The sequence below is a fragment of the Novosphingobium colocasiae genome, assembly GCF_014652555.1.
GTDB classification, from domain to species: domain Bacteria; phylum Pseudomonadota; class Alphaproteobacteria; order Sphingomonadales; family Sphingomonadaceae; genus Novosphingobium; species Novosphingobium colocasiae.
Window position 1 is genome coordinate 719,032 of record NZ_BMZA01000001.1, and the last position, 25,769, is coordinate 744,800.

At 65.5% G+C, this 25,769-nt stretch carries 25 protein-coding genes; 19 read left to right on the plus strand and 6 right to left on the minus strand.

Annotated features, from left to right (window positions below):
* Positions 1-40 precede the first annotated feature (40 nt).
* From IE122_RS03570 to ribA, 8 genes are all read left to right on the plus strand, one after another.
* Positions 41-1,894, plus strand: a complete 1,854-nt coding sequence (locus IE122_RS03570; RefSeq protein ID WP_189619663.1) for an ABC transporter transmembrane domain-containing protein — start codon at positions 41-43, stop codon at positions 1,892-1,894.
* 155 nt (positions 1,895-2,049) lie between these two features.
* Entirely contained in the window at positions 2,050-4,203 is a 2,154-nt protein-coding gene (locus IE122_RS03575; RefSeq protein ID WP_189619664.1) for a M13 family metallopeptidase, read from the plus strand.
* A gap of 1,219 nt (positions 4,204-5,422) precedes the next feature.
* On the plus strand, positions 5,423-6,241 hold the full coding sequence (locus IE122_RS03580) for an undecaprenyl-diphosphate phosphatase (protein WP_189619665.1): 819 nt from the start codon (positions 5,423-5,425) through the stop codon (positions 6,239-6,241).
* Between the two features lie 17 nt (positions 6,242-6,258).
* Entirely contained in the window at positions 6,259-7,041 is a 783-nt protein-coding gene (gene ppk2, locus IE122_RS03585; RefSeq protein ID WP_189619666.1) for a polyphosphate kinase 2, read from the plus strand.
* A 135-nt stretch (positions 7,042-7,176) separates the two neighbouring features.
* Positions 7,177-7,344 (plus strand): 50S ribosomal protein L33, encoded by a 168-nt coding sequence (gene rpmG, locus IE122_RS03590; RefSeq protein WP_054945942.1) that lies wholly within the window; start codon positions 7,177-7,179, stop codon positions 7,342-7,344.
* 94 nt (positions 7,345-7,438) lie between these two features.
* Positions 7,439-8,104 (plus strand): LolA family protein, encoded by a 666-nt coding sequence (locus tag IE122_RS03595; RefSeq protein ID WP_189619667.1) that lies wholly within the window; start codon positions 7,439-7,441, stop codon positions 8,102-8,104.
* A gap of 700 nt (positions 8,105-8,804) precedes the next feature.
* A complete protein-coding gene (locus tag IE122_RS03600) occupies positions 8,805-9,596 on the plus strand; it encodes an exodeoxyribonuclease III (RefSeq protein WP_189619668.1) in 792 nt (263 codons plus the stop codon).
* 32 nt (positions 9,597-9,628) lie between these two features.
* Positions 9,629-10,666 carry a GTP cyclohydrolase II gene (gene ribA / locus IE122_RS03605; protein ID WP_229813692.1) on the plus strand — a complete coding sequence of 346 codons (1,038 nt, stop codon included), beginning with the start codon at positions 9,629-9,631 and terminating at the stop codon, positions 10,664-10,666.
* A gap of 174 nt (positions 10,667-10,840) precedes the next feature.
* Here ribA and IE122_RS03610 read toward each other — a convergent pair whose 3' ends face one another.
* Entirely contained in the window at positions 10,841-11,134 is a 294-nt protein-coding gene (locus IE122_RS03610; RefSeq protein WP_189619669.1) for a hypothetical protein, read from the minus strand.
* A gap of 158 nt (positions 11,135-11,292) precedes the next feature.
* Between IE122_RS03610 and IE122_RS03615 the strand changes: the two genes are divergently transcribed.
* The 3 genes from IE122_RS03615 (at position 11,293) to IE122_RS03625 (ending at position 13,370) form a co-directional block, all read left to right on the plus strand.
* Positions 11,293-11,544, plus strand: coding sequence for a hypothetical protein (locus IE122_RS03615; protein WP_189619670.1), 252 nt, complete (start codon positions 11,293-11,295; stop codon positions 11,542-11,544).
* A gap of 568 nt (positions 11,545-12,112) precedes the next feature.
* Positions 12,113-12,277 carry a DUF465 domain-containing protein gene (locus tag IE122_RS03620; protein ID WP_189619671.1) on the plus strand — a complete coding sequence of 55 codons (165 nt, stop codon included), beginning with the start codon at positions 12,113-12,115 and terminating at the stop codon, positions 12,275-12,277.
* Positions 12,278-12,377: 100 nt separating this feature from the next.
* Complete coding sequence (locus IE122_RS03625) at positions 12,378-13,370, plus strand: TerC family protein (protein ID WP_189619672.1); 993 nt, start codon at positions 12,378-12,380, stop codon at positions 13,368-13,370.
* 3 nt (positions 13,371-13,373) lie between these two features.
* Here the strand turns inward: IE122_RS03625 and IE122_RS03630 are convergent, their stop codons facing one another.
* Positions 13,374-14,666: a DUF2254 domain-containing protein gene (locus tag IE122_RS03630; RefSeq protein ID WP_189619673.1), complete on the minus strand. Its 1,293-nt coding sequence runs from the start codon at positions 14,664-14,666 to the stop codon at positions 13,374-13,376.
* Between the two features lie 132 nt (positions 14,667-14,798).
* Between IE122_RS03630 and IE122_RS03635 the strand changes: the two genes are divergently transcribed.
* The 3 genes from IE122_RS03635 to IE122_RS03645 all read left to right on the plus strand — a co-directional run bounded on the left by IE122_RS03635 (position 14,799) and on the right by IE122_RS03645 (position 16,643).
* Positions 14,799-15,680, plus strand: a complete 882-nt coding sequence (locus tag IE122_RS03635) for a DMT family transporter (protein ID WP_189619674.1) — start codon at positions 14,799-14,801, stop codon at positions 15,678-15,680.
* A 254-nt stretch (positions 15,681-15,934) separates the two neighbouring features.
* Positions 15,935-16,228: a BrnT family toxin gene (locus IE122_RS03640; protein ID WP_189619675.1), complete on the plus strand. Its 294-nt coding sequence runs from the start codon at positions 15,935-15,937 to the stop codon at positions 16,226-16,228.
* Positions 16,229-16,358: 130 nt separating this feature from the next.
* A complete protein-coding gene (locus tag IE122_RS03645) occupies positions 16,359-16,643 on the plus strand; it encodes a helix-turn-helix domain-containing protein (protein WP_229813693.1) in 285 nt (94 codons plus the stop codon).
* 18 nt (positions 16,644-16,661) lie between these two features.
* Here IE122_RS03645 and nadA read toward each other — a convergent pair whose 3' ends face one another.
* The 4 genes from nadA to IE122_RS03665 all read right to left on the minus strand — a co-directional run bounded on the left by nadA (position 16,662) and on the right by IE122_RS03665 (position 19,623).
* On the minus strand, positions 16,662-17,648 hold the full coding sequence (gene nadA, locus IE122_RS03650) for a quinolinate synthase NadA (protein WP_189619677.1): 987 nt from the start codon (positions 17,646-17,648) through the stop codon (positions 16,662-16,664).
* A gap of 94 nt (positions 17,649-17,742) precedes the next feature.
* The gene (locus IE122_RS03655) at positions 17,743-18,633 is read right to left on the minus strand and encodes an MBL fold metallo-hydrolase (RefSeq protein WP_189619678.1); all 891 of its coding nucleotides are present in this window, start codon (positions 18,631-18,633) and stop codon (positions 17,743-17,745) included.
* A gap of 120 nt (positions 18,634-18,753) precedes the next feature.
* Positions 18,754-19,221 carry a DUF1465 family protein gene (locus IE122_RS03660; RefSeq protein ID WP_189619679.1) on the minus strand — a complete coding sequence of 156 codons (468 nt, stop codon included), beginning with the start codon at positions 19,219-19,221 and terminating at the stop codon, positions 18,754-18,756.
* Between the two features lie 204 nt (positions 19,222-19,425).
* A complete protein-coding gene (locus IE122_RS03665) occupies positions 19,426-19,623 on the minus strand; it encodes a YdcH family protein (protein WP_189619680.1) in 198 nt (65 codons plus the stop codon).
* 330 nt (positions 19,624-19,953) lie between these two features.
* Between IE122_RS03665 and IE122_RS03670 the strand changes: the two genes are divergently transcribed.
* From IE122_RS03670 to tilS, 5 genes are all read left to right on the plus strand, one after another.
* Positions 19,954-20,109, plus strand: coding sequence for a YdcH family protein (locus tag IE122_RS03670; RefSeq protein WP_189619681.1), 156 nt, complete (start codon positions 19,954-19,956; stop codon positions 20,107-20,109).
* A 170-nt stretch (positions 20,110-20,279) separates the two neighbouring features.
* The gene (ptsP, locus tag IE122_RS03675) at positions 20,280-22,553 is read left to right on the plus strand and encodes a phosphoenolpyruvate--protein phosphotransferase (RefSeq protein ID WP_189619682.1); all 2,274 of its coding nucleotides are present in this window, start codon (positions 20,280-20,282) and stop codon (positions 22,551-22,553) included.
* 141 nt (positions 22,554-22,694) lie between these two features.
* Positions 22,695-23,669 carry a helix-turn-helix domain-containing protein gene (locus IE122_RS03680; RefSeq protein WP_189619683.1) on the plus strand — a complete coding sequence of 325 codons (975 nt, stop codon included), beginning with the start codon at positions 22,695-22,697 and terminating at the stop codon, positions 23,667-23,669.
* Between the two features lie 128 nt (positions 23,670-23,797).
* Positions 23,798-24,787: a hypothetical protein gene (locus tag IE122_RS03685; protein ID WP_229813694.1), complete on the plus strand. Its 990-nt coding sequence runs from the start codon at positions 23,798-23,800 to the stop codon at positions 24,785-24,787.
* On the plus strand, positions 24,768-25,769 hold the full coding sequence (gene tilS / locus IE122_RS03690; RefSeq protein WP_189619684.1) for a tRNA lysidine(34) synthetase TilS: 1,002 nt from the start codon (positions 24,768-24,770) through the stop codon (positions 25,767-25,769). Before IE122_RS03685 ends, tilS begins: the two co-directional genes overlap by 20 nt.

Consider the following 25,769-nt stretch of genomic DNA (forward strand, 5'->3'; position numbering starts at 1 on the left):
GCTCTTTCCCTGATCGGGACGGGATAGTAGAGGGCGCGGCATGACAAACGCACAGGCCAGCCTGGAAACGCCCCCCGCTCAGCCCGCCGCCGCCGAAATCGCGCCTGACGGGGCCGAAGCGGTCAAGAAGCGGCCCAGCCTTGGCCCGCTGCGGATGGTCGTGGCGGAGATGCTGCAATATCCCGGCCGCGCCACCACCGCGTTCCTGGCGATGGTCGTCACCTCCACCTCCACGCTCGCCATTCCCTACGCCTTCCGCCACATCATCGATCAAGGCCTGTCGCGCGGGTCCGATCCCGGGATCGTCAACCGCTGGTTCTTCACCCTGCTGGCGGTGGTCATCGTGCTGTCGATCGCCACCGCGATCCGCTACTATTCGGTCACTTGGCTGGGTGAACGGATCGTCGCCGACATCCGCCGCCGGGTGCAGGGCCACCTGCTGGGGCTGGCCCCCAGTTTCTTCGAGGTGAACAGCCCCAAGGAAATCGCCTCGCGGATGACGGCGGATACCACGATCATCGAACAGGTCATCAGCACCGCCGTCTCGATCGCGCTGCGCAACGCGGTGCTGGCGATCGGCGGGACGATCTATCTCTTCGCGCTGGCCCCCGGCCTGACGCTGGCGCTGCTGGTGGCGATCCCGCTGATCATCGGCCCGATCGCCTGGTTCGGCAGCAAGCTGAGCGCGGCATCGCGCCAGAGCCAGGACCGCATCGCCGATATCGGCGCGCTGACCTCCGAAGTGCTGGGGGCGCTGCGCATCGTCCAGGCGTTCAACCAGGAAGGGCGCGAGCTGGACCGGTTCGGCACCACGGTGGAGCAGTCGTTCCTGACCGCGCGCTATCGCGTGCGGGTGCGGGCGGTGATGACGGCGGTGGTCATGCTGCTGATCTTCGGCGCGATCACGCTGGTGCTGTGGTACGGCACGCTGGGCGTCATCAGCGGCAACATCACCGGCGGCACGCTGGCCGCGTTCGTCGCCACCGCCGTGATCGTGGCGGGGGCCTTCGGCGCGCTGACCGATATCTACGGCGATCTGGTGCGCGGCGCGGGCGCGGCCAGCCGGCTGGCCGAACTGCTGTCCGAAACCCCGGAGATCGCGGCCCCTGCGCGGCCGCTCGAACTGCCCGAACCGGCACGCGGCAAGATCGCGTTCGAAAAGGTCACCTTCCGCTATCCGGCGCGCCCCGACCTGCCGGCGCTGCACGAATTCAGCCTGACGATCGAGCCGGGTGAGACCGTCGCGGTCGTCGGGCCCTCGGGCGCGGGCAAATCGACGCTGTTCCAGTTGGCCGAGCGGTTCTACGATCCGCAGGCGGGCGTGGTGAAGATCGACGGCGTGCCGCTGGCCCAGGCCGATCCCGCCGCCATCCGCCGCCGCACCGCGCTGGTTCCGCAGGAAGACGTGATCTTCGCCGCCAACGCGCGCGACAACCTGCGCTACGGCAAATGGGACGCCAGCGACGCGGAAATCTGGGAGGCGGCGCGCGCCGCCAACGCGGAAAACTTCCTGCGCGCGCTGCCCGACGGGCTCGACACCTTTCTGGGTGAGGCTGGGGCCCGGCTTTCGGGTGGCCAGCGCCAGCGCATCGCCATCGCCCGCGCGATCCTGCGCGATGCGCCGATCCTGCTGCTCGACGAGGCGACCAGCGCGCTGGACGCCGAGAGCGAGATGCTGGTACAAGGCGCGCTGGAACGGCTGATGGAGCATCGTACCACCATGGTGATCGCGCACCGCCTTGCCACCGTGCGCAAGGCCGATCGCATCATCGTGATGGACGAAGGGCGGATCGTCGAGGAAGGCACGCACGAAAGCCTGTTCGCTGCCGGCGGCCTTTATGCCCGCCTTGCGTCGCTGCAGTTCGACCATCACCACATCCCGCCGCTGGACTGACCGGACCTTCCGGGGGCGGCGGGCGATGAATCTGAAATCCGGTTCACTTTTAGGCTGGCGTTACCCGGCGGGGTAATTATGTTGCGCGCGGTTCGCTGCCCGCAACGCCGCGCCGCATCGCCGTGCGCCGCCTTGCCTTGCCAAGGGATTTTTCGATGACCCGATTTTTCCGCCAGTCCTGCCTCGGCTCGGTGGCCGCCTGCGCCCTGATTCTGGGTACCCAAGCCGCCCGGGCCGAGTCCCCGGCTACGGCTGAGACGCAGGCGACCGCCGATGCCGCCAAGCCGGTCGAATGGGGCGCGTTCGGCGTCCAGACGCAGTGGATCGACAGCGCGGTCAAGCCCGGCGATGATTTCGACGAGTACGTCAACGGTGGCTGGAAGAAGGCCACCGTCCTGGCGGACGACAAGACCCGCATCGGCTCGTTCGACGAACTGAACGACCTCTCGCAAGAGCGCCTGCGCGGTATCCTGGATGGTCTGGTCGCCGCCAAGCCCAAGCCGGGCACCGATGAGGCGCGCGTGGCCGCTGCCTACAGCGCGTTCATGGATACCAAGGCGATTGACGCCGCCGGGATGACGCCGCTGACGCCTTATCTCAAGCGCATCTATGCGGCCGCGACTCCTGCGGATCTGATCGCCCTGTTCGCCACGCCCGGCTTCGCCTCGCCGATCGGGGCCTATGTCGGAGCCGACGAGAAGCAGAGCGATATCTACGCGCTCAACATGGGGATGAGCGGGCTGTCGCTGCCGGATCGCGATTATTACCTCAAGAACGACCAGCGCTTTCAGGACATCCGCGCCAAGTTCGTCGATTACATGACGCTGGTGTTCGGCAAGCTCGGCTATGCCGATGCTGCCGGGGCCGCGAAGTCGGTGCTGGCGCTGGAGACGCAGCTTGCCCAGACCGACTGGGACCGCACCGTCGCGCGCAACAGCGATCTGACCTACAACAAGGTGGAAGCCAAGGACTTCGCCACGCTGGCCGATCCGGCGCTGTTCGATGCCTTCCTGAACGGGATGGGCGCCAACAAGCCGTCCTATGTGCTGGTCCTGGACCTGCCGCCCACGGCTGAGGAACTGAAGGCCGCCAAGATCGATCCGGCGCAGGCGAAGGGGCTGATCGGCGGCGGGCTCCCGGCGGCGTTCAGGCTGGTCCAGTCGCAGCCGGTGGCGACCTGGCAGGCCTGGCTCGCCATGCGCTTCGTGCGCGATCATGCCTCGGTCCTGCCCAGCGACATCGATGCCGCCACCTTCGATTTCTTCAACAAGACGCTGACCGGCCAGCCGGTCCAGCGCCCGCGCTGGAAGCGCGGCATTGCCGCCGTCGAAGGGCAGGCGGGCGAACTGCTCGGCAAAATCTATGCCGCCAAGTATTACCCGCCGGCGCAGAAGGCGGCGATGCAGGATCTGGTCTCCAACCTGCGCAAGGCCATGGCCAGCAACCTCCAGACGCTGAGCTGGATGGGCCCGGCCACGCGAGAGCAGGCCGAGGCCAAGCTGGAAGCCTTCACCCCCAAGATCGGCGCCCCGGACAAGTTCAAGACTTACGAAGGACTGGCCTTCTCGGCCACCGATCCGGTTGGCAACGATATCGCCGCGTCGCGCTGGTCGACCAGCTACGACATGAACCGCATCGGCAAGCCGGTCGATCGCTCCGAGTGGTTCATGCTGCCCGAAACGATCAACGCCTATTACAACCCGACCTATAACGAGATCGTGTTCCCCGCCGCGATCCTGCAGCCGCCGTTCTTCAACCTGACCGCCGACCCGGCCGTCAATTACGGCGGCATCGGCGCGGTGATCGGCCACGAGATGGGCCACGGCTTTGACGACGAAGGCGCGAAGGCCGACGGGCAGGGCAACCTGCGCGACTGGTGGACTGCCGCCGACAAGGCCAATTTCGAGAAGCTGCAGGAAAAGCTGGCCGCCCAGTACGACAAGTTCTGCCCGTTCGATGATGGCAAGACCTGCGTCAACGGCCACCTGACCATGGGCGAGAACATTGGCGATCTGGGTGGCCTGAGTCTCGCCTACCGCGCCTACAAGCTGTCGCTCGGCGGCAAAGAGGCTCCGGTCATCGACGGGTATACCGGCGATCAGCGCTTCTTCATGTCGTGGGCGCAGGTGTGGCGTTCCAAGGTGCGCGAGGAACTGGCGCGCCAGTACCTCATCATGGACCCGCACTCGCCGCCGCACTACCGGATCAACGGCATCGTGCGCAATTTTGATGAATGGTACAAGGCGTTCGACATCAAGCCGGGCGATGCCCTGTACCTGCCGCCCGAACAGCGCGTGCGGATCTGGTAAGCGCCAAAGTCCACGATTTCAGCGTTCGCCATTGCCAACCCGCGCAGCGGGTGAAGCAATCTAGAGCGGCTCAAACCGCCTTGGATTGCCGCCCGACCTTCGGCCGCATGCCCAAACAGCCAGAGCATCGTGCGTTTAATCAGCACCACAATTTCCGAACGGAGAGTGATTCAGATTTCACGCGCTTGGCTCTAGCGACAGGCCGATGCGCAGGCGGCATCGCTCTTTCCTACAAACTGCGCTTTGGGGCATGATCCGTGCGGGTCGTTCCCATGGTCATGGCCAAATTCCGGCAGTCGAAGAAAGTTTTCGCCCGTAAAGTGTAACTTTCGTTGTTTTGGCGAACTAACTATTGATAAAAAACGATAAATTGCGCAATCCGAAATTTACACCGTGTAACCTTCGTCACTTTCGCTCCGGCCGGCCAACTCAGCGGTGTGGACAAATTTGATCGATCGTTCTCGCCCAGATGTTGCCAAAGATGTCCCAAGTTTTATTCATCAACTGCGAACATTTCGCCAGAGGAGATGACGGCTTGAAACTGTGGATGCTCATCTTTGCGGGCGTGCTTGTTCAAACGCCCGCGCTCGCTTGCGAATGTGTCTTCTACCCCAGCAACGCGGAGATGGTGGAGGCGGAAATCAATCGTCTCGATAGCGCATCTGTAGCCTTGGACGGAGAAGTGATTAGTTCCTCGACTTCCATCTTCGGTTCTACAACAACGGCTATAATTAGGCCAACTCACATATGGTTTGGCGAACGACTAAAAGAATATCGGATTGACAGTCAGACAAACTGCGATTTGAATCCCCATGTCGGCGAGAAGGTTAGACTTGATCTCCGGAAAATACCACCTGATACCGGGCTTATGGCGCGCCTTCACACAAAATTATTCGGTGAATATCCGCGGTTTACAAGCTCGGGCTGTAGCAAATTTGCTGAAGCAATGAGAAGCCCGAAGATGCGAAGGGCAGTTAGTGCCCGATCACTCAAAGTCCGATAATCCGTTTCATCTGCACCCAACCTGCCAGTCCGCTCCCCCCCACTCGTTCATTCCCCTGACCACTGAACTCGTCCACCCCGCCAAGGCAAAAGGCTGGCCGGCGACGACGAAGCGAAACGCGAGAGCCCCAATCACAAGTTCCACCCACGGTATATTTCGCGGACGCAGCATGCCGCGCCTTGACTTGGCCTGCCACTGCGGCATGACCTCTGCGCGATGGATCTGAACACAACCGCAATCCTCCTCGGCATCGTCGAGGGGCTCACCGAGTTCCTTCCGGTCTCGTCGACCGGGCACCTCATCCTTGCCACCCGCATCTTCGGTTTCGATGCCGCGCAATGGGCGACGTTCAACATCGTCATCCAGTTGGGCGCGATTCTGGCGGTCATCGTCCAGTTCTGGCGCACCTTCTGGGCGGTCGGCATGGGGCTGCTGAAGCTGCAGCCGGTATCGCTGCGCTTCGTGCGCAATGTGCTGTTGGCGTTCCTGCCCTCGGCGGTGCTGGGGCTGGCGCTGAAGGACCAGATCGAAGCCATGCTCGGCTCCGCCTCGATCGTGTGCTGGGCGCTGATTATCGGCGGCATCGGCATCCTGGCGATCGAGAAGGTGGCCAAGCCGGGGCCGCTGACCGGCGTCGCCGAACTGCCGGCGATCCAGTGCCTGGGCGTCGGCGCGGCGCAGTGTCTGGCGATGGTGCCGGGCGTCAGCCGGTCGGGCGCGACCATCATGGGCGCGCTCGCGATGGGCATCGAGCGGCGCACGGCGGCAGAATTCAGCTTCTTCCTGGCGGTGCCGACGATGATGGGTGCGACCACGCTTGAACTGCTCGGCGCGCGCCATGAACTGATGGCGGGCACCGGGCCGGTCGGCTGGACCCAGATCGGCATCGGCTTCTTCGTCTCGTTCGTGGTGGCGCTGGTGGTCATCAAGGCGTTCATGGCCTTCGTTAGCCGCTCCGGCTTCGCACCGTTCGCGTGGTACCGCATCGTCGCCGGGGCGCTGGGCCTGTACCTGCTCGGCCAGGTCGCCGGCTGACCGGAAAGGGGCACGCGGTGGGAGAAGGGCTGAAACGCAAGGAATACGAGGCCCTGCTCGAACCGCTGGAGGAAGAGCTGGTGGCCATGGCCCGCTGGGTCGCCGCCACCGGCGCGCGCATCTGCATCCTGTTCGAAGGGCGCGATACCGCCGGGAAGGGCGGGGCGATCCAGGCGATGTCCCACGTGCTGAACCCGCGCCAGTGCCGCGTCGTCGCCCTGTCCGCCCCCAGCGAGCGGGAGAAGGGGCAGTGGTACTTCCAGCGCTATGCCGCGCACTTGCCGGCGGCGGGCGAGATCGTGCTGTTCGATCGTTCGTGGTACAACCGCGCCGGGGTCGAAAAGGTGATGGGCTTTGCCACCGGGCCCGACGTGGACGCGTTCCTGCGCCATGCCCCGGTGTTCGAAAAGCTGCTGATCGATGACGGCATGCTGCTGTTCAAGTACTGGCTGGCCTGCGATCAGGAGCAGCAGGAAAAGCGCCTGCACGAACGGCTGGACGATCCGTTGAAGCGGTGGAAGCTGTCGCCCATCGATCTGGCCGCGCGCGAGCAGTACGGGGCCTATACCAAGGCGCGCGAAGCCATGCTGGAGGCGACGCATACCAGGCACGCGCCGTGGACCCTGGTGGACTTCAACGACCAGCGCCTTGGCCGGCTGACCCTGATTCGCGACCTGCTCGATCGCCTGCCCGATACCCGCGTCGATCCGCCCGCGCTGGAGATGAAGCCGCTGGACGAAAAGCCGGCGAAAGAGAAGTTCGGCATTATTGCGCCGATCAAGCCGTTTCCGGTGCCCTGACCGGCGGGTCCGGCTTGACTTTGCCACGCCGCTGAAGCATGGGCCGCAGCCTTGAAGGGCGGCGCGCTGTTGCCGCCCGTTGTTTTTCCCGGCCCGCCAGCCACGGCGGCTGAAACGAGAGTACAGGATACCGCCATGGCGAAGCCCGCAACCGTCAAGATCCGTCTGGTCTCGACCGCCGACACCGGATTTTTCTACGTCACCAAGAAGAATCCCCGGAACACGACCGAGAAGATGAGCTTTCGCAAGTACGATCCCGTCGTGCGCAAGCACGTCGAGTTCAAGGAAGCCAAGATCAAGTAACGAAGGGCCGCGGCCCGTCGGGTTCGCGTCTTTGCGGGTTCACGACTTCGCGGGTTAACGGGCGGTTCAACGCCGTGGCCGTAGCGGAGATTGCATGAAACCGAACACTCCTCTCTTTCGCAAGATCGCCGGCGCGGCTGCCTGTCTCTCGATGACGGCGGCCGCGCTGGGCGTTTCGGCACTCGCTCCCGCCGCGCCGGCCGTGGCCGCTCCCGCCTCGGGGCAGCTCGATGCGGCCGTGGCGGCGCTGCGCGGCATCTCGACGATGACCGCCGATTTCATCCAGACCGATCGCAACGGCAGCACCGTCAAGGGCAAGCTGACGCTCAAACGCCCCGGCCGCATCCGCTTCCAGTACGAACCTTCGGCCAAGATGCTGATCGTCGGCGATGGCCGGGCGCTGACCTTCGTCGATTACGATGTGCGTCAGGTGCAGCGCTGGCCGATCAAGAACAGCCCGCTGGGCGCGCTGCTCGATCCCGGCCGCGACGTGTCGAAGTATGGCCGCGTGGTGCCGACCGGCAGCGCCAACGTCACCAGCATCGAAGTGCGCGACAAGTCGCACCCTGAATACGGCATCATCACCCTGATCTTCACCCGCAATGCCGCCGCGCCGGGCGGGCTGGAGCTGTCGTACTGGGTGGCGCTGGATTCGCAGAATCAGCGCACCACCATCCAGCTCGCCAACCAGCGCTACGGCGCTGCCGTTCCTGACAGCACCTTTCGCTGGACAGACCCGCGCCCCAACATTCGTCGATGATGCGGAACGCCCCGTCGCTGCCTGAGGCGGGCGTGCGACAAATTGGTACAAAGCGGCGGATTTCGTTCACTTGGCAGAAAGCCGCGAGTACCTAAATAGGTCTTGTCAGAACGGCTGGTGACTGGTTTCCCCCCTGTTGCCCATGTCACCCAAAAGTCGCCTGACAAGCGTGACGAACGCGAGAAGGACCCTCGAGCCCCTGCCCCCGGCTCGAGGGTTTTTCTTTGCCGATTGATACATTGCAAGCTCGCGATCAGCGGATTGAATTTCTCCGGTCCCATCGCTCTTTCGCCCAATGCCAGACGAATGGCAGCGCAAAGAAGATGGGGAGCGAGATCAGTAGCCCCAGCCAACCGAAATTGGCGACGATCCCGTAAGTGGCTATGGTGCCCCCAATCGGGCTGACCCAAGTCTTCACTCCGGCTTCTCCGGCACGGGTTTCACCTGCGCAATCCTGCCCAGCCAATTATCCCAGCGGGCTTCGTACTCGCAGACAGCTTGCTTGAAATGGTGGACTGGGTGGCTTTAGAACCGGTCATGGCCGGGGCCATAACATAAAAATGGAACCGCCAAAAACAGCCTCTGAAAGGCGCTGACATTTACCGGCTACCGCATAGTCGCCTTTTTCTTTTCGGCTCGTGCGGCTTCCGCTCGGCCCATCTCCTTGCGATACCGGGCCCGCATCCCTAAAGCCCGCTGCATGGTAAAGATCGCCTCCTGGAACATCAATTCCGTCCGCCTGCGCATCGATCAGGTGGAGCGTCTGCTGACCGAGCAGGCTCCGGACGTGCTGTGCCTCCAGGAAATCAAGGTGGCCGAACCGCTGTTCCCGCACGCAATGTTCGAACGGCTGGGCTATACCCACCGCGCGATCCACGGCCAGAAGGGGTATCACGGCGTCGCCACGGTCTCGAAGATCCCCTTCACCGAATTCAGCCGCCATGACTGGCAGGACAACGGAGAGGCCCGCCACGTCGGCGTCGAACTGCACGGTGCGGGGCAGGGGCTAATCCTCGAAAACGTCTATATCCCCGCCGGCGGCGACATCGCCGACCGCGCGGTGAACCCGAAGTTCGGGCAGAAGCTGGACTTTCTTGGCCGGATGACCCGCTGGGCCGACAAGATCGATCGGCCCACCCTGATCGTCGGCGATTTCAACATCGCCCCGCTCGAATGCGACGTCTATGATCACAAGGCGCTGCTCAAGGTCGTCAGCCACACCCCGATCGAGGTGGAGGCGCTGGGCGCTTTTCGCGATGCCCACGGCTGGGTCGATCTGGGCCGCCGGTTCATCCCGGCCCCGGAACGCAACTATTCCTGGTGGTCCTATCGCAGCTACTGGCGCGAAAAGGACCAGGGGCGGCGGCTGGATCATATGTGGGCCTCGCCCGACCTCGCACCGCAGGCGCGGGCGCACCGTTTCATCGAGGAGACGCGGCGCTGGGAAAGCCCGAGCGATCACGTGCCGCTGATCACCGAGTTCGACCTCTGAGCGGCGACCTGCCCGGCGATCCGGCGCGGCGGGTGGCGCTGGCGATCGACGCCTTGCGTCACGGCTGGCCGATTGCCGTGGGCGAGGGGCCGCTGCTGCTCCCGGCGGAAACCGGCTTCGCGCCCGGTGCATCGGCCCCCCGGATGCTGATCTCGGCGGCGCGGGCGATCACCCTCAAGCTCGCGAACCAGCGCGAGGCGGCGGTGCCCGAAGCGCCGGTGCTGATCCGGGGCGGCGCGCCGTTCGATCTGGAAACCGCACGCGCGGTCGCCGATCCCGCGCTCGATCTGCTGCATCCGATGAAAGGGCCGTTCCTGGCCCAGCCGCTCACCGATCCGGCCGCCGCCCGCACCGCGATGGAACTGGCCCGCCTGGCCGGTATCCTGCCGGCGTTTCTGGTCGGTCCCGACCTGCCGGAAGTCGCAGCGCAGCGCGTTGCGCCTGCCGATCTGGACGATTTCAAGGACCCGCGTCACTTGCTGGTCGCCTCGCGCGCGCACCTGCCGGTTGCTGCCTGCGAGGAAGCGGAAATCGTCGCGTTCCGGGCGCGCGATGATCTGCGTGAGCATGTCGCGCTGGTCATCGGCCGGCAGGACGGCGATCGCGCGCCGCTGGTCAGGCTGCACTCCGAATGCCTGACCGGCGACATTCTCGGCAGTCTCAAGTGTGATTGCGGCCCGCAGCTCGATGCGGCCCTGCGGGCGATGGCTGACGAGGCATCGTGCGGAGGCTGGGGCGTGCTGCTGTACCTGCGGCAGGAGGGGCGCGGCATCGGCCTTATCAACAAGCTGCGCGCCTATCGCCTGCAGGATCAGGGCTTCGATACAGTGGACGCGAACAACCGCCTCGGCCTGCCGACTGAGGCGCGGGACTTTCCGGTCGCCGCGCGGATGCTGGACCTGCTCGGCGTCCGGGCGATCCGGTTGATGACGAACAACCCCGCCAAGGTCGCTGCGCTGCAGGAAGTGGGGGTGCATGTGCTGGAGCGGGTGCCGCACCAGTTGCCACCCAATCCGCACAACGCCCGCTATCTTGAAACCAAGCGCGACCGCACCGGCCACCTGCTGTAAGCGCCACCGCCTGCCGGCCCGCCCGACGCTTCGACAACCCAATGGCGGAACGTCGCACGGGAATCAGGCGGGCGGCAGACGGTGACTCATGCGCGGTTGCGCATGTCCGTGACAGGTGTTGGCCGGGACGCGGGAGGGGTATTGGGGGGGGGACCCCGCGTCCCGGCCCCGTCCTCAGGGCGCTAGATAAGCGATAGACCCAAGGACGGATGTAATGGCACCGAGCCACAGCGCCGCAACCCCGAAATCGCGGGCGTTCAGACGATCGATGTGCTCGGCGCGAAAGGCGCGATATTGCGGCTGGATGGACGCTTCCGAAGCCAGCAGGCCCACTTCCTGGGCAGAGGCGGTCTTCAGAAACCAGCGGCGCAGGAACTGCAGTTCCTCCTGATCGATAGCTGGATAGCGCGCCAGCAGCGCCGCGATGGCATCGCGATCGCTCCCGGCAGACTTGTAGTGTTTCGGCATCGGCCGACCTTTCCTGAATGCATGCAAACGGGGCCCTCGCGCGAAAAGCGCAAGCGCCGGGCTGTCATTCAGGAGAGGGGAGGAGCCATGCAGTCAGGGACGCGGGCAGGATGCTGCCGGGGCGGCGGCCCGCGCGTTTGCGGACGGATGAACGCGGGGTGCGCACAGGCCCGCGGGGATACGAACTCAACCGGCTGAAGCGGCATTTGCGCCGTTGGCACAAGCGGATCGACCAGCGTTCGCACAGCCGCTTCGGCTTGGACCTTGCGGACGGGCGCGATCGCCACGCCCACTGTCCAAACGCTCCACACCGGGCCTTCCTGACGATCAAGTACCCCGGCCTGCGCGGGCGCAACCGCTTGCAGGCCAATGGCCGCAAGCAGCATCAGCGCCGCAAGGCGCAGCCGTAACAGGGAGGACAAGACCGGGGTCATGGCTTCTAGGCTATGGGAAGTTTGACTGAGGGGCAAGCGCCCACGGCGCAAAGAATCGGTTTGGCACCGTTCGTAGCGGGCAATCCCCGGTTCCGAGGCAGGTGCCGCAGGGCGGGGACGGCGCGGGTGGACGATTCGGACAGCCGAAGGGTCTGATCTGCCAATAATCGCCTCGTTCGCAGCGCCTGGCAAAGAACGCGCGGCCAGCCGGGGTTTGGCCATCCTTCCAGTCAGTTGCCCGGTTAACCCGGCGACCGGCCGTGGAAACCATGCGACGAAGCGAGCGCCGCACGTGACAAATTCCGCCTATTCGGACCCGAAACCCTTGAAAATCTCCCGGATGCGTCATAAAAAATCAGGGCGGGCCGGGCCCCTCTGGCGCCAAGCGGTGGATTATCATGATCCGCCTGGCGTGATGTCGGACCGCATCGGTTGAGGCCGATGCTGGTTGACGATTGGTCGCGGGGCAAAACAGAACCCCACAAGCGCAAGACGGCATCACTCTTCCGATCGAACCTGAACTCTAGGTCGATAGGGAAATGAAATGACCGAACGCATGTATCGTCTGCTCGAAGCTCTCCAGCGCGTAGACCGCCTGCTGGATCTGGCACGCAGCAGAAAGCTGCCCGATCCGTTCGAGATCGCGGGGCTTGAGAGGAAACGCCGGATGGCAGGGTCAAGATTCAGGGACGGGCTGGTTCAGTCGTAGCCCCCGCGACGCAAGTTGACCGCCTGGATCCCCGCGCCGGCGGTGTGTGTCCCCCGTGCACCCGCCGGCGCACTTCCCTCCTTCATCCGGAGCGCTTCCGATGACTTTCCTGTTTGTTGACTGGCTGGGTACCCCGGCCTGGTTCTGGCTGGCGTTCGCCGGCCTTGTCCTGCTGCTGACCGTGTTCGATCTCGGCGTCCTCCACAAGGACGACCGGGCGATGGGCATCCGCGAATCGCTCAAGCTTTCGGTGTTCTACATCGCCGTTGCAATGGCCTTTGGCGGCTGGATCTGGTGGGCCAAGGGCAGCACGCCTGCGGTCGAGTATTTCACCGGCTATTTCATCGAAAAGGCGCTGTCGATCGACAATGTCTTCGTCATATCGATGATCTTCGGCTTCTTCGCGATCGCGCCGAAATACCAGTACCGCGCCTTGCTGTGGGGTATCGTCGCGGTGATTGTCCTGCGCGGGGCGATGATTGCAGGTGGCGCGGCACTGATCAGCCATGCCTACTGGGTCATGTACCTGTTCGCGGCGTTCCTGATCTTCACCGGCGTGAAGATGCTGTTCACCTCCGATCACGATCCCGATATCGGCAACAACCCGGCGGTGCGCTGGATTTCGCGCCACATGCGCGTGACCAAGGAGCACCACGGCGCGCACTTTTTCGTGAAGACACCGGATGCCGCCGGGCGGGTGGCATGGGCGGCGACGCCGCTGTTCCTGGCGCTGGTGGTGATCAACCTGGCCGATCTGGTGTTCGCGGTGGATTCGGTCCCGGCGATCTTTTCTATCACCGATGATACGTTCATCGTTTACACCAGCAACATCATGGCCATCCTGGGCCTGCGGGCGCTGTATTTCGCGCTGGCGGCGATGGTCCACCGCTTTCACTACCTCAAGTATGCGCTGGCGCTGGTGCTGGTGTTCATCGGCGGCAAGATCCTGATCGCCGATTTCGTGCTGGGCGGGGCCAAGTTCCCGCCGCTGATCAGCCTTGGCGTCACCCTCGCGCTGATCGCGGGCGGGGTCGGCTGGTCGCTGCTCAGCACGCGGGGTGACAAGGGCGAAGGGCCCGCGACGCCTGCCTGATCGTCAGGTCGAACGGCCCCGGCGCACGCTGGCGTGCCGTTCGATCACCTGATCGCGGCTGGGCCCGTCGAGGTGCAGCAGCGCCTGTTCCAGCAGCAGGTCGGCTTCCGCCAGCACCAGTTTGCGCCGGTGTTCGGCATCCAGCCCCAGCAGGATCGATCGCAAGGTGTCGAACGCCACCAGGCAGGCAATCGGCGAAGTCGCCACGCCGGACCGGACGCAACCGAAACCGCGCGAAACGAAGTGATCGAAACCGTCGCGCAGCGGCTGCACCGGGCAGTGCCGGCCGGGCTCGTTCCAGGCATCGCGATCAAGGTCGCGCTGGCCCAGCAGCACGGTCGCCGCGCCGAGCCAGTGGAGGGCGTTGAGCGCGGTGAAGGGATCGTTCACCGCCGGCGATAGCGCGCGCAGGGTTATCTCCACCAGCTCGTCGATCGAGAATTCGAGGTCCTGTTCGGGCGTGCGCGATCCGCCCAAGGCAAAGGTCGCGCGGATGTGCGGGGCCGCCTGCGCCACTGCCGCGTCGTCACTGATCGTCGCCAGCGGCATCCCGGCGTGGACGAAATCACCCGGCCGCGCGGTCAGCCAGATGGTGAACCCGTGCCGCCGCGCCAGCGTATCCAGCGCCCCGAAGTCGATCACCCGGATATAGCCGGCGGCCTGCGCCTCGACTTGCGCCCCGCCCGGCCATCCCAATGCCTGCGGCTCGCCGGTGCCCTCGTCGGGGAAGCGCGACACGATCTCTCGCAGCAACCGGGTGCCGATCGCTTCGAGGACCGAGTTGATGCGGATGGAATCGGGGACGTGGTGCAGGAAGTAGACCAGCACCGCGACGCTGAGCAGCAGCAGCAGCCAGGCGATCGTCAGCGCCAGTTGCGGCACGAACGCGCTTTGGTCGCCATCGCCGCTGCGCACGCTTTGCAGCACGGTGATCGCATAGACAAAGGTGCCGACGAACGTCGCGAGGCTGAACTGGTTGCCCTTGTCCTCCATGAAGTTGTTCAGCAGCCGCGGGCCGAAGGTGCCGCTGGCATAGGCGACGGCGGCGATCGTGATGGAGAACACCGTCGACGCGACCCCGATCACGGACCCCGCAAGGACGGAGAGCATGTTGGCCGCGCCGTCGGGCCGTGCGGGCACGATCCAGTGCCGTTCGGCCAGCCACTGGCTCGCCCCGCTGCGATCGACATGGACGATCCCGAATCCCAGCAACAACCCGGCCAGCGCGAACAGCGCCGGCCAGAACCAGTAGCTGGCGCGAATCGCGAACCAGTCGGAGCGCAGTCTGGCGAGCATCGTTTACGGGTTCCCCTTGCCTGCCCCGGATGCCGCAACGCGCAAGGCACGGCAAGGCTGCCGTGTCAGGCACAGTCGGCCATCTGCGAAAAACCGATGGTTTGCCGGAACAGGGGCGGCTAGGGCGGCGCGATGAGCACGAACACTCCGCCGCCACGCACCTGGAAGACCCGCCAGCTTGTGGCGTTGCTGGTGGCCAACATGATGCTGGCCTGCGGCGGCCTGCTGGTCCGCTGGGCGGATACCGGCGCGGTCGCCGCCGGCTTCTGGCGGGTGACGCTGGCGCTGCCGATCCTGCTGCTGGTCGCCTGGCGCGAACCCGGCGGCCTTGCCCGCATCGCCCCGCGCCGCCTGGTGGTCCTGCTCTGCGCGGGCGGGATATTTGGGCTGAACATCGCCGCCTGGCACATCGGTATCGATAAGACCAAGCTGGGCAATGCGGCGCTGTTCGGCAATGCCGGCAGTCTGGTGCTGATGGCCTGGGGCGTCATCGCCGCGCGCCGTCCGCCCCGGTTGCCGGAACTGCTGGCCATTGGCGCGGCGCTGGGCGGAGCGGCGCTGCTGATGGTGGGGTCGCTGGAGATCGGCCATGCCAACCTGACCGGCGATCTCATGTGCCTGCTCGCCGGGCTGCTGTTCGCCGTCTACGTCCTGCTGCTCAATTCCGCGCGGCGCGAACTGCCGCCGGTCACGGTGCTGGCCGGGTCCATGCTGGCCAGCGCGCCGGTCCTGCTGGCCATCGCCACCCTGCGCGGAGAGGCGATCCTGCCGCATGACTGGACCCCGCTGATCCTGCTGGCCTTTTCCAGCCAGATCGTGGGGCAGGGACTGCTCATCAATTACCTGCGCTATTTCTCGCCGCTGATGATCGGCGTGGCGCTGCTGACCCAGCCGGCAATCTCGGCGCTGGTCGGCTGGATCGCCTTTGCCGAGACGCTTTCGGTACAGGACGTGATCGGCATGGTGCTGCTTGCGACAGCGCTGGTGATGGCGCGGGCCGGTGACCGGGCGTGAAAAAGGCGGGCCAAAGGTTACAAAGGTTACACCATGTAAACTTTAAGATTGGCCATTATCCATTTGAAAATACTAACTATAATTGTCATTTTCGAAAGTTACACTCCTCCCGGATTATTTCCTCTACGAATGGCTTCACGGTGAGAATGAGCGGTTCCGCCACGATCGCACGAAACCCGGGCTGTAGGAAAACGGGACCGCGATGGACGCAAGTTAACTGGCCATGCTATATGTGATTCACATAGTCACGCGGCATGGAGTTCACGTTCGATCCCGCCAAGGACGAAGCCAACCGGTTCAAGCACGGCCTGCGGCTGGCGTTCGGCATGCGGGTGTTCGAGGATCCGTATCACGAACTTGTCCCCTCGTTCCGGCCGAGCGACGGTGAAGACCGTTACAAGGCGATCGGACTGGTGGACCGGAAGCTGATTACGACTGTCTATGTGATCCAAGGCTCGTTGATCCGAACTCGTAGCCCTCTCCCCTTCAGGGGAGAGGGTTGGGAGAGGGGGGATGGTGCCACTTCGCCCCCTCTCTACTCCGGCTAGGCGGACAAGCCGCCAAGCCTGCGTATCTCTCCCCTGAAGGGGAGAGAGCGACATGAGTCAAAATTATCGAGACTTGGTATGAGGCGAAACGGCGTTATCCGGCTGATTTCGGTGCGCAGGAGCAATGCAGGTGAACAAAGAGACTACTATAGCGATCCCGGCCGATCCGAATGACCCTGAGGATTTCGATGTCTCGGTCGCTGGTCTCGAACGCGCGCGCATGGGGCGGCGCTTTCGCATCCTGCGCCATCGTCTCGGCTTGAGCCAAACGGAGTTTGCGGCCGTTTACGGCATCCCCGTGGCAAACCTGCGGCAATATGAACTGGCGCGCCACATGCCGCCGCCGGCCGTGCGCGCCTATCTCAAGGTGATAGAAGCGGAGCCGGAGATGGTGCGCCGCGTCATTGCCGGATAAGCGCGCCCGGCTATCCCCTCACCGCGCCCCCAAGTCACCCTTGCCCACCGTCCCGCTGGCCATCGCCAGCATCGCGTCGAGGCTTTTCTTGGCGTCGAGACGGAGCTGTTCGTCGATCTCGATGCGCGGGGCGAGGTCGCGCAGGGCGATGTAGAGCTTCTCCATCGTGTTGAGCGCCATGTAGGGGCAGATGTTGCAGTTGCAGTTGCCGTCGGCCCCCGGCGCGCCGATGAAAGTCTTGTTCGGCACCGCCTTTTCCATCTGGTGGATGATGTGCGGTTCGGTCGCCACGATCAGGGTATCGCCCGGCATCGTCTTGGCGAACTGCAGGATGCCGCTGGTCGATCCCACGTAATCGGCGTGATCGATGATCGTCGGCGGGCATTCGGGATGCGCGGCGATCGGGGCACCGGGGTGCTGGGCCTTGAGCTTGAGCAGTTCGGTCTCGCTGAACGCCTCGTGGACGATGCAGACGCCGGGCCACAGCAGCATCTCGCGGTTGAACTTGCGCGACAGGTAGCCGCCCAAATGACGGTCAGGGCCGAAAATGATCTTCTGGTCGGCCGGGATCTGCGACAGGATCGTCTCGGCGCTGGAACTGGTGACGATGATGTCCGACAGCGCCTTCACCTCGGTCGAACAGTTGATGTAGGTGAGGGCGATGTGATCGGGATGCGCGGCGCGGAAGGCGGCGAACTTTTCCGGCGGGCACGAATCTTCAAGGCTGCAGCCCGCTTCCACGTCGGGCAGCACCACGATCTTGTTCGGCGAAAGGATCTTGGCGGTTTCCGCCATGAACTTGACGCCGCAGAACGCGATCACCTCGGCATCGGTTTCGGCCGCCTTGCGTGACAGTTCCAGGCTGTCGCCGACGAAATCGGCAAGGTCCTGCAGTTCCGGCTTCTGGTAATAGTGGGCGAGGATGACCGCGTTGCGTTCCTTGCGCAGCCGTTCGATCTCGGCACGCAGGTCGAGACCGGAAAGGTTGGCGGGCATGGCAGTCATGGCGGATATCCCCTGAAGTCCTGTGATTGGCGCAGAAGCCCCGAACCGCGCCTATCTAGGGATGGAGCGCCCCGGACCCAAGGGGAAAATGCGGTCAGCCGACGAGCGTCCAGTCGGCGTCCGCCTGACGGACCAAACCGCGCTTTTCGAGATCGATGAGGTGCGCGAGGACCGACCGTCCGGCGGCCGGCCACAGGCGCTGGTCCACGCCCTTGTACATCTGCGGGATCATCTGCGGGATGGCGGTATGGCCGGCCTCGATCTGGCGCAGGATCTGCTTTTCCCGGCTGCGGCGATGGCCGATCATCCCGCGCACCAGTTGGCGCGGCTTGTCGACCTGGGGGCCGTGCGCCGGATAGTAGACCGTGTCCTGTTCTCGCTCGTAAAGCCGGGCCAGGCTTTCCATGTAGGCGGTCATGTCGCCATCGGGCGGGGAGACGACGGTGGTCGACCAGCCCATGATGTGATCGCCGGTGAACAGCGCGCCGGTTTCCTCCAGCGCAAAGCACAGGTGGTTCGAGGTGTGGCCCGGCGTGGCGACCGCGGTGAGCGTCCAGCCATTGCCGCAAAGCTGCTCGCCATCGGCCAGCACCCGCGCGGGGGCATAGTCGGGGTCGAAGGCGGCATCGGCGCGGGGGCCGTCATCGTCCAGCGTCAAGGGTGCGCAGCCGATGATCGGCGCGCCGGTGCGCAGGCTGAGCGGACCGGCGGCGGGTGAATGATCGCGGTGGGTGTGGGTGCAGCAGATCGCCGCCACCCGGTCGCTGCCGATCGCCGCCATCAGCGCATCGAGATGCTCGACTTCGTCCGGGCCCGGATCGATCACCGCGACATCGCCGGCCCCGCCGACCAGATAGGTCTGCGTGCCGGTATAGGTGAACGCCGACGGATTGTGGGCCAGCACGCGGCGCACCAGCGGGCCGACCTGTTCGGCAACGGCATAGGGCGCGGCGATCTCGCGGGGGTCTTTGGGGCTATCGGCCATCGGGGCGATATGGCGATTGCGGCCCGGCGTGTCGAGCCATTCGGTGTTGCTGCGCGCGGCGGTAAAGCCGTTAACCTTGTCGGGTAAGCTTCGCGGACGCTCCGCGCATCGCCTGCGCGGTCACACCGCGAGGCGGCGTTCGATCCGGTCGCGCAGGCGCTGGATGGCGCTGGTCTGGGCGGGCTCGGGCATCTGCCGCCAGCCCCGGTCAAGCCGCAGCAGCCGGTCATAGAAGCGGCGCGTGCGCTCGATCAGGTCCTGCACGTCGGCGTCGATCAGGTCGAACTGGCGCGGATCGGACTCGCGCATTTCGGCCGAGAGGCGGCCATGATGACGCAACTGAAAGGCGCTGATCTCGCCCATGTGATAGGCCCGGTGGTTCAGCAGCCAGGCGATCGCGTGCATCATCCGGGTGGTGGTGCGCAGACCCTCGCTCGACAGGGCGATGCGCGCGAGGTCCTCATCCGTGCGGGCGGTGTCGAGCCGGCCGGACAAGCTGAACACGTTGCGCACGTCGTCCGAGAGGACGAGAGCCTCGCAATAAAGCGCTTCGATGATGCGCGGGGAGATGGTCAGCCGGTGTGCCATGGAGGTTCATATTTCTTAACGGCGACTCGGCGGCAACCTTAAAAAATGAACAATCCGCCGCAACATTGCCGCCGTGCCGGGATGACACAGATTTTGGTTAATATCCACTAGGACTCACAAGCGGCGGGCAGACTCGATTACCGCCTCGGGCGCGCGCGCGCCGGAGTGCCGGACCGGCAGAAAACCTCGGAATTCTACGGAATCTCAGGCGATGATGTCGGGGATCAGATAGTCCTCGATCAGCGCGATCTGGTCCTTCAGGCGCAGCTTGCGCTTCTTGAGACGGGCGATCTGCAACTGGTCCGATGCCCCGGCCTTCTCCAGCGCCTCGATCGCGGCGTCGAGGTCGCGATGCTCCACCCGCAAAATTTCGAGCCGCTTGCGCATCTCCTCTTCGGTCAACCCGGCGGCTCCTCAGCATTCATGTCGGGCAAAAACGGCACCCACCGCCGGCCATCGGCGCGGCGGCGACGAATCCCGCCCGGCGCAGCGATAACGCGACTTATCGATATGAACCATTCTCCCTCTTCGCAAGAGCGCGCGATTGTGTTTCCATCATCCTTGCGCCGGGTCTCAAAAGATGCCGAGTCGCCTTTTCGGGACATAATGTTTCGCAAGGCTTGGGCTGCACGAAACACTGCCTCGAAAAGACCGGCCCTTCGGAAAACGAAGGGTCGTGACTTTGGCAAGCCGGAGATGCGGCGCGCCCCATAACAAAGAGGAGAACCATCCATGGATAGTTCGCATGTCAGCGCCCTTCAGTTCAAGCACGCCGGGATCGATCGGCAGCTTCACGTGGAAATGTGCCGACCTATGCCCGACCATGCGGTAATCCAGGCGCTCAAGAAGCAGAAGCTGCGCCTCAAGGATGAAATCGGCCGGCACTGACCCGGCCTGATCCCGCCCGGAGGGCGGGACACCCCCCATATAACGCCGGCCCCGCGAAGCGGGGTCGGCACACGGGTCTGACGGCCTGAGTACACGGCCTGTCGGCGATCCGGTCGCTCACGGCATTCAGCGGTTTTGCATTTCGGGCACTTTAGGGTAGGCCTTTGGGCATGAGCAGTGCCGTTGCCGCAGCAAGAAACATTCTTACCCGCCTCCACGAGGTCATGGCCTCGCGCAGCAATGCGCAGGCGAAACTGAACACCGTTGTCGAGGTGATCGGCGAATGCCTCGATAGCGAGGTCTGTTCGATCTACCTGCTGCGCGAAGGGATGCTGGAACTGTTCGCCACGCGCGGGCTGGCCCAGGAAGCCGTCCACGTTACCCGGATGGGCGTGGGCGAAGGGCTGGTGGGAACTATCGCCGAAAAGGCCGGCATGCTGAACCTTGCCGAGGCGGCCGCGCATCCCGACTTTTCGTATCGCCCCGAAACGGGCGAGGACAAGTTCCACTCCTTCGCGGGCGTTCCCATCGTCCACCGCGAACGTGCGGTGGGCGTGCTGTGCGTCCAGCATGTCGAACCGCGCCGCTACGAGGAAGTCGAGATCGAGGCGTTGCAGACGGTGGCGATGGTGCTGTCCGAACTGATTACCAATGCCGACCTGATCGACGAGGACGATGCGCGGGCGCTGAGCGCGGCGATGAGCGGGCCGCAGCAACTGTCCGGGCTGACGCTGGTCAAGGGGCTCGCCATCGGTGCCGCCGTCTATCACCAGCCGCGCGTCAACATCGAGCATATCGTTGCCGAGGACACCGAAGCCGAACGCAGCCGGGTGATCCACGCCTTCGACAAGATGCGCGAACAGATCGACCGCATGGCCAACCAGGCCGAGTTCGGCGTGGGCGGCGAGCATGAGGAAGTGCTCCAGACCTATCGCATGTTCGCTTACGATGAAGGCTGGACCCGGCGGATCAACGAAGCGATCGATTCCGGGCTGACCGCCGAGGCCGCGATCGAACGGGTGCAGCAACGCACCCGCATGCGCATGCGCCAGATCGACGATCCGTTGCTGGCCGATCGGATGCACGATCTGGAAGACCTTGCGAACCGGCTGCTGCGGATCGTTTCGGGCCAGATCGGCACCGCCGCCAGCCTGGGCCTGCGCAGCGACGCGATCCTGATCGCCCGCAACCTGGGGCCCGCCGAACTGCTCGAATACGATCGGCGCAAGCTGAAGGGCGTCATCCTGGAGGAAGGTTCGCTGACCAGCCATGTCGTGATCGTGGCGCGGGCGATGGGCGTGCCGGTGCTCGGCCGGGTCCGCTCGCTGCGGGCGATGGTGCGCGAAGGCGATCCCCTGTTGCTGGATGCCGACCAGGGGCTGGCCATGGTCCGCCCCTCCGCCGGCGCGGTCGAGGCGTTCGAGGCACGGTTCGCCCGCAGCCGCGAACGCCAGGCGACCTATGCGGCACTGCGCGATGTCGCCCCGGTCACCCGCGATGGCAAGCGCGTGACGATCATGATGAACGCCGGCCTGCGCGAGGACATGAGCAACCTCAGCCTGACGGGCGCTGACGGGGTGGGGCTGTTCCGCACCGAGTTCCAGTTCCTCGTTTCGGCCACGCTCCCTGCGCGCGAACGCCAGACCCGGCTCTATCGCGACGTGCTGGACGCGGCGGGCGACAAGCCGGTGATGTTCCGCACCGTCGATATCGGCGGCGACAAGACCCTGCCGTACCTGCGCCACGATGATGGCGAGGGTGAGGAAAATCCCGCGATGGGCTGGCGCGCACTGCGAGTGGCGCTTGAACGCGAAGGCCTGCTCAAGGTCCAGGCGCGCTCGCTGATCGAGGCGGCGGCGGGGCGGACGCTCAACGTCATGTTCCCGCTGGTCGCCGAACCGTGGGAATTCGATGCCGCCAAGACCGTGTTCGACGGCCAGATCCAGTACCTGCGCGGCCAGAAGAAGACCCTGCCCGAAGCGATCCGCTATGGCGTGATGCTGGAAGTTCCGGCGCTGGCCGAACAGCTCGATCTGCTGGCACCGAAGATTTCGTTTCTGTCGCTGGGCACGAACGACCTCACCCAGTTCCTGTTCGCCGCCGATCGGTCCAACCCCAAGCTGGCGGAGCGCTATGACTGGCTGAGCCCGGCGATCCTGCGCTTCGTGCGCCGCGTGGTGCGCGGGGTGGAAGGGCACAAGGTGGACATCGGGGTGTGCGGCGAAATGGGCGGACGCCGGCTGGAGGCGCTGGCGCTGATGGGCCTTGGCATTCATCGCCTGTCGATCACCCCGGCGTCGGTCGGCCCGATCAAGGAACTGGTCGGGATGATCGACCTGGCCGAGTTGCAGACGGCGGTCTCCGGCTGGCTCGACCACCCGCCCGCCGACATGCGCGCGACGATGAGCGAATGGGCGACGGCGCGGGGCCTGCCAATCGATTGAAGTTTCCCCGGCGCGGGCTTGCGGGGTGGGGCGAGGCGGCGCTGCGTTCGCCGCCTTCATCCGGCCTTACGCGCGGCTTGCGTATGCCTTGCAAGTCATTAAGGTCAGGGTTCGGGCGGATCGTGGTGCACCAGGAGCGGGATGGAACAGTCACAAGTGCAGTCGGTCAGTTCCGGGGTCGGGCATGATTTGCGACAGGCGCGCGAGGCTGCGGGGCTGACGCGCGCCGATATCGCGGCGCAGACGAAAATTGCCGAACGCCATATCCTGGCGATAGAGGAGGGCCGTTTCGCCGATCTTGCCGGGCGCACCTATGCGGTCGGCTTCGCGCGCGCCTATGCCCGCCATGTCGGGCTGGATGAGGGCGAGATCGCCGCGCGGGTCAAGCGGCAGATGGACGCGCAGGAACCGCGCGAAGTGCGCATGCCGTCCAATTTCGAGCCGGGCGATCCGGCCCGGGTGCCGCCGCGCCGCTTGGCGCTGCTCGCTGCCGGTGTCGGCGCGCTCGTCCTGGCGGTCCTGGGCACCTTCTGGAGCGGACTGCTCTCGCCCGAGGCGCAGATGCCCGATCTGCTGTCGGATGCCCCCGCCGCGCCGCCGCCGGCCGTGCCTGCGCCTGCCGCAGCGGCCGCGCCGGTCACACCCGCCGATCCGGTATCGATCACCGCCATCGCCGACGGCATTTGGATTCAGGTGACCGATGGCAGCGGTGCCAAGCTGATCGAGCGGGAACTCAAAAGCGGCGAAGTCTGGGCGGTTCCCGCCGGCGCGCAAGGCGCGGCCTTGCGAACCGGGCGGCCCGACGCACTGCTGATCCGCGTTGGCGGCCGCACCCTGCCGCCGCTGGCGGACAAGCCGATGACGATCAGCAACGTCTCGCTTGCCCCGCAGGCGCTGTTGGCGAAGTCCTCCGGTCCCGCCGCGGTGCCTTCCGCCGCGCCGACGGTGCCGCCGATCTACACCCTGCCGCAGACCCTGCGGACGCCGTCGCGCCCCCGCACGACGGTGAGCGAGCGGACCGTCCCGGCCCCCGAGCCGACGGCGGCCGCTCCGGTTGGCCCGCCGGCAGCCGAACCCCCGGCTGCGGCTCCGGCGGTTTCCACCGAAACCCCATAGCCACGGCTCGACAATGCACCCACCGGTCGGGCATGGCGTCCGGACCGGTTTCATATGGTTAAGGTCCGGTACGGTCGCCCGACGCCAGAAGGCGACGCACCGCACGATAGAATGGAGATGGTTTGGCGATGACCTTCAACGGCAGACCCGCGCGGCGATGGCTGACCGCCCGAACCCCGTCTTCGGGCGCGGCGATCGTGGCGCTGACGCTGGCCGCTCATCCGGCGCTGGCCCAGGGCACCCCGGAGGCACGGCTGGACAAGGTGGAATCCGAAGTCCGCGCGTTGCAGCGCAAGGTCTTCCCCGGCCCTGACGGCAAGTATTTCGAACCGCAGGTGACCACCGGTCAGGCCGCTGCGCCCGCCACCGGTACGCCGCCGCCCGCCACCACGGCGGTGACTGACCTGCTGACCCGCATGGATTCGATCGAAGCGCAAATGCGGCAACTGACCTCGCAGGTCGAACAGAACACCAACCGCATCAACCTGATCGAAGCGCGCATGGGAAGCCAGCTTCAGGCCGGTGTGGCTGCTACCAGCCCGCCCGCCTCCACGCCTGCGGCGACCAGCGCGGTGGGGCCCGGCTTCACGCCTGCGGCCGCTCCGGTGCCCGCCCCGGTCGTCACACCGACGCCCAAGCCCACCGCTTCGGCTCCGGCCGCCAAGCCGGTCGCCCCGAGTTCGGCCCGCGTCGAAGCGGTCAAGGCCATCGTCAAGCCGCAGACGGCCGATGCGGGCGACGATGAGTACAGCTACGGCTTCCGCCTGTGGGAAGCCAAGTTCTACCCGGAGGCGGAACAGCAGCTCAAAGCCTATCTGCAAAAGTATCCCAAGCACGCCCGCGTCAGCTATGCCCGCAACCTGCTCGGTCGTGCCTATCTCGATGAAGGCAATGCGAGCGAGGCGGCCAAGTGGTTCTGGCAGAACTATCTGGCCGACAAGCGCGGCGATCGTGCGTCGGACAGCCTGCTGTACCTGGCCGTGTCGATGAAGCAGCTCAAGGACACCAACCGCGCCTGCATCGCGCTGGCCGAGTTCAGCGAGACTTACGCCAGCGAAGCGGCGGGGCGTCTGAAGGGCCTATACGATTCCACCCGCAGTGGCCTCTCCTGTTCCTGATCCCGCGCTGATCCCCTCGTCGGATAGCGTCTCCCGCTTCCGCGCCGATCTCGGCACCATCTGGCCGGGGGCGATCGATGCCGAGACCGCGCGGCTGGGCATCGCGGTTTCGGGCGGGCCGGACAGTCTGGCGCTGCTGTTGCTGGCGGCGATGGCCTTGCCGGGGCGGGTCGAGGCGGCGACGGTCGACCACCGGTTGCGCGCGGCCAGTGCACAGGAGGCTGCGCAAGTCGCTGCGGTCTGCGCGCGGCTGGGGGTGCCTCACGCCACATTGCCGGTCGATGTGGCGGAGGGAAATGTTCAGGCCGAAGCCCGCAGTGCGCGCTATGCGGCGCTGGCGGGGTGGGCGGCGGATCGCGGTCTTGCCGCCATCGCCACCGCGCACCATGCCGACGATCAGGCCGAAACGCTGGTGATGCGGCTCAACCGCGCCAGCGGCGTCGCCGGGCTTGCGGGTGCGCGGGCGCGTGGAGCCGTGCCGGGTGCGCGGCTGGATCTGCTGCGCCCGGTGCTGGGCTGGCGGCGCAGCGATCTTGGCGCGGTGGTCGATAGCGCGGGGCTTGCGGCCGCACAGGACCCGTCCAACGCCGATCCCCGCTTCGATCGCGCCCGCATCCGCGCGGCGCTGGCGGGGGCCGATTGGCTGGATGTCGCCGCCATCGCCCAGAGCGCCGGGCACCTCGCCGATGCCGACGCCGCGATCGAATGGGCGGCGGCAATGGAATATCGCCAGATGGTCAAGAAGGAGCCGTTCGGCCTGCTCTACCGGCCTTATGCCCCGCGCGCGATCGTGCTGCGGGTGATCGGCCGGATCGTGCGCGAACTCGATGGCGAGGAACCGCGCGGCGGGGCCGTGGCGCGGCTGTTCGATGCGCTGGTCGATGGCCGGCCATCGTCGATCGGCAATCTGGTGGTGCGGCCCAACGCATCGGGCTGGAGCTTTGCCAAGGCCCCCGTTCGCGCTGCCCGCAAGCGCGACTGA

Bases quoted from the DNA above. Each gene is read 5' to 3' on its own strand.
- IE122_RS03570 (WP_189619663.1), top strand. From the start codon at position 41: ATGACAAACGCACAGGCCAGCCTGGAAACGCCCCCCGCTCAGCCCGCC.
- IE122_RS03575 (WP_189619664.1), top strand. From the start codon at position 2,050: ATGACCCGATTTTTCCGCCAGTCCTGCCTCGGCTCGGTGGCCGCCTGC.
- IE122_RS03580 (WP_189619665.1), top strand. From the start codon at position 5,423: ATGGATCTGAACACAACCGCAATCCTCCTCGGCATCGTCGAGGGGCTC.
- rpmG (WP_054945942.1), top strand. From the start codon at position 7,177: ATGGCGAAGCCCGCAACCGTCAAGATCCGTCTGGTCTCGACCGCCGAC.
- IE122_RS03595 (WP_189619667.1), top strand. From the start codon at position 7,439: ATGAAACCGAACACTCCTCTCTTTCGCAAGATCGCCGGCGCGGCTGCC.
- IE122_RS03600 (WP_189619668.1), top strand. From the start codon at position 8,805: ATGGTAAAGATCGCCTCCTGGAACATCAATTCCGTCCGCCTGCGCATC.
- IE122_RS03610 (WP_189619669.1), bottom strand. From the start codon at position 11,134: ATGCCGAAACACTACAAGTCTGCCGGGAGCGATCGCGATGCCATCGCG.
- IE122_RS03620 (WP_189619671.1), top strand. From the start codon at position 12,113: ATGACCGAACGCATGTATCGTCTGCTCGAAGCTCTCCAGCGCGTAGAC.
- IE122_RS03625 (WP_189619672.1), top strand. From the start codon at position 12,378: ATGACTTTCCTGTTTGTTGACTGGCTGGGTACCCCGGCCTGGTTCTGG.
- IE122_RS03630 (WP_189619673.1), bottom strand. From the start codon at position 14,666: ATGCTCGCCAGACTGCGCTCCGACTGGTTCGCGATTCGCGCCAGCTAC.
- IE122_RS03635 (WP_189619674.1), top strand. From the start codon at position 14,799: ATGAGCACGAACACTCCGCCGCCACGCACCTGGAAGACCCGCCAGCTT.
- IE122_RS03640 (WP_189619675.1), top strand. From the start codon at position 15,935: ATGGAGTTCACGTTCGATCCCGCCAAGGACGAAGCCAACCGGTTCAAG.
- nadA (WP_189619677.1), bottom strand. From the start codon at position 17,648: ATGACTGCCATGCCCGCCAACCTTTCCGGTCTCGACCTGCGTGCCGAG.
- IE122_RS03655 (WP_189619678.1), bottom strand. From the start codon at position 18,633: ATGGCCGATAGCCCCAAAGACCCCCGCGAGATCGCCGCGCCCTATGCC.
- IE122_RS03660 (WP_189619679.1), bottom strand. From the start codon at position 19,221: ATGGCACACCGGCTGACCATCTCCCCGCGCATCATCGAAGCGCTTTAT.
- IE122_RS03670 (WP_189619681.1), top strand. From the start codon at position 19,954: ATGGATAGTTCGCATGTCAGCGCCCTTCAGTTCAAGCACGCCGGGATC.
- ptsP (WP_189619682.1), top strand. From the start codon at position 20,280: ATGAGCAGTGCCGTTGCCGCAGCAAGAAACATTCTTACCCGCCTCCAC.
- IE122_RS03680 (WP_189619683.1), top strand. From the start codon at position 22,695: ATGGAACAGTCACAAGTGCAGTCGGTCAGTTCCGGGGTCGGGCATGAT.
- IE122_RS03685 (WP_229813694.1), top strand. From the start codon at position 23,798: ATGACCTTCAACGGCAGACCCGCGCGGCGATGGCTGACCGCCCGAACC.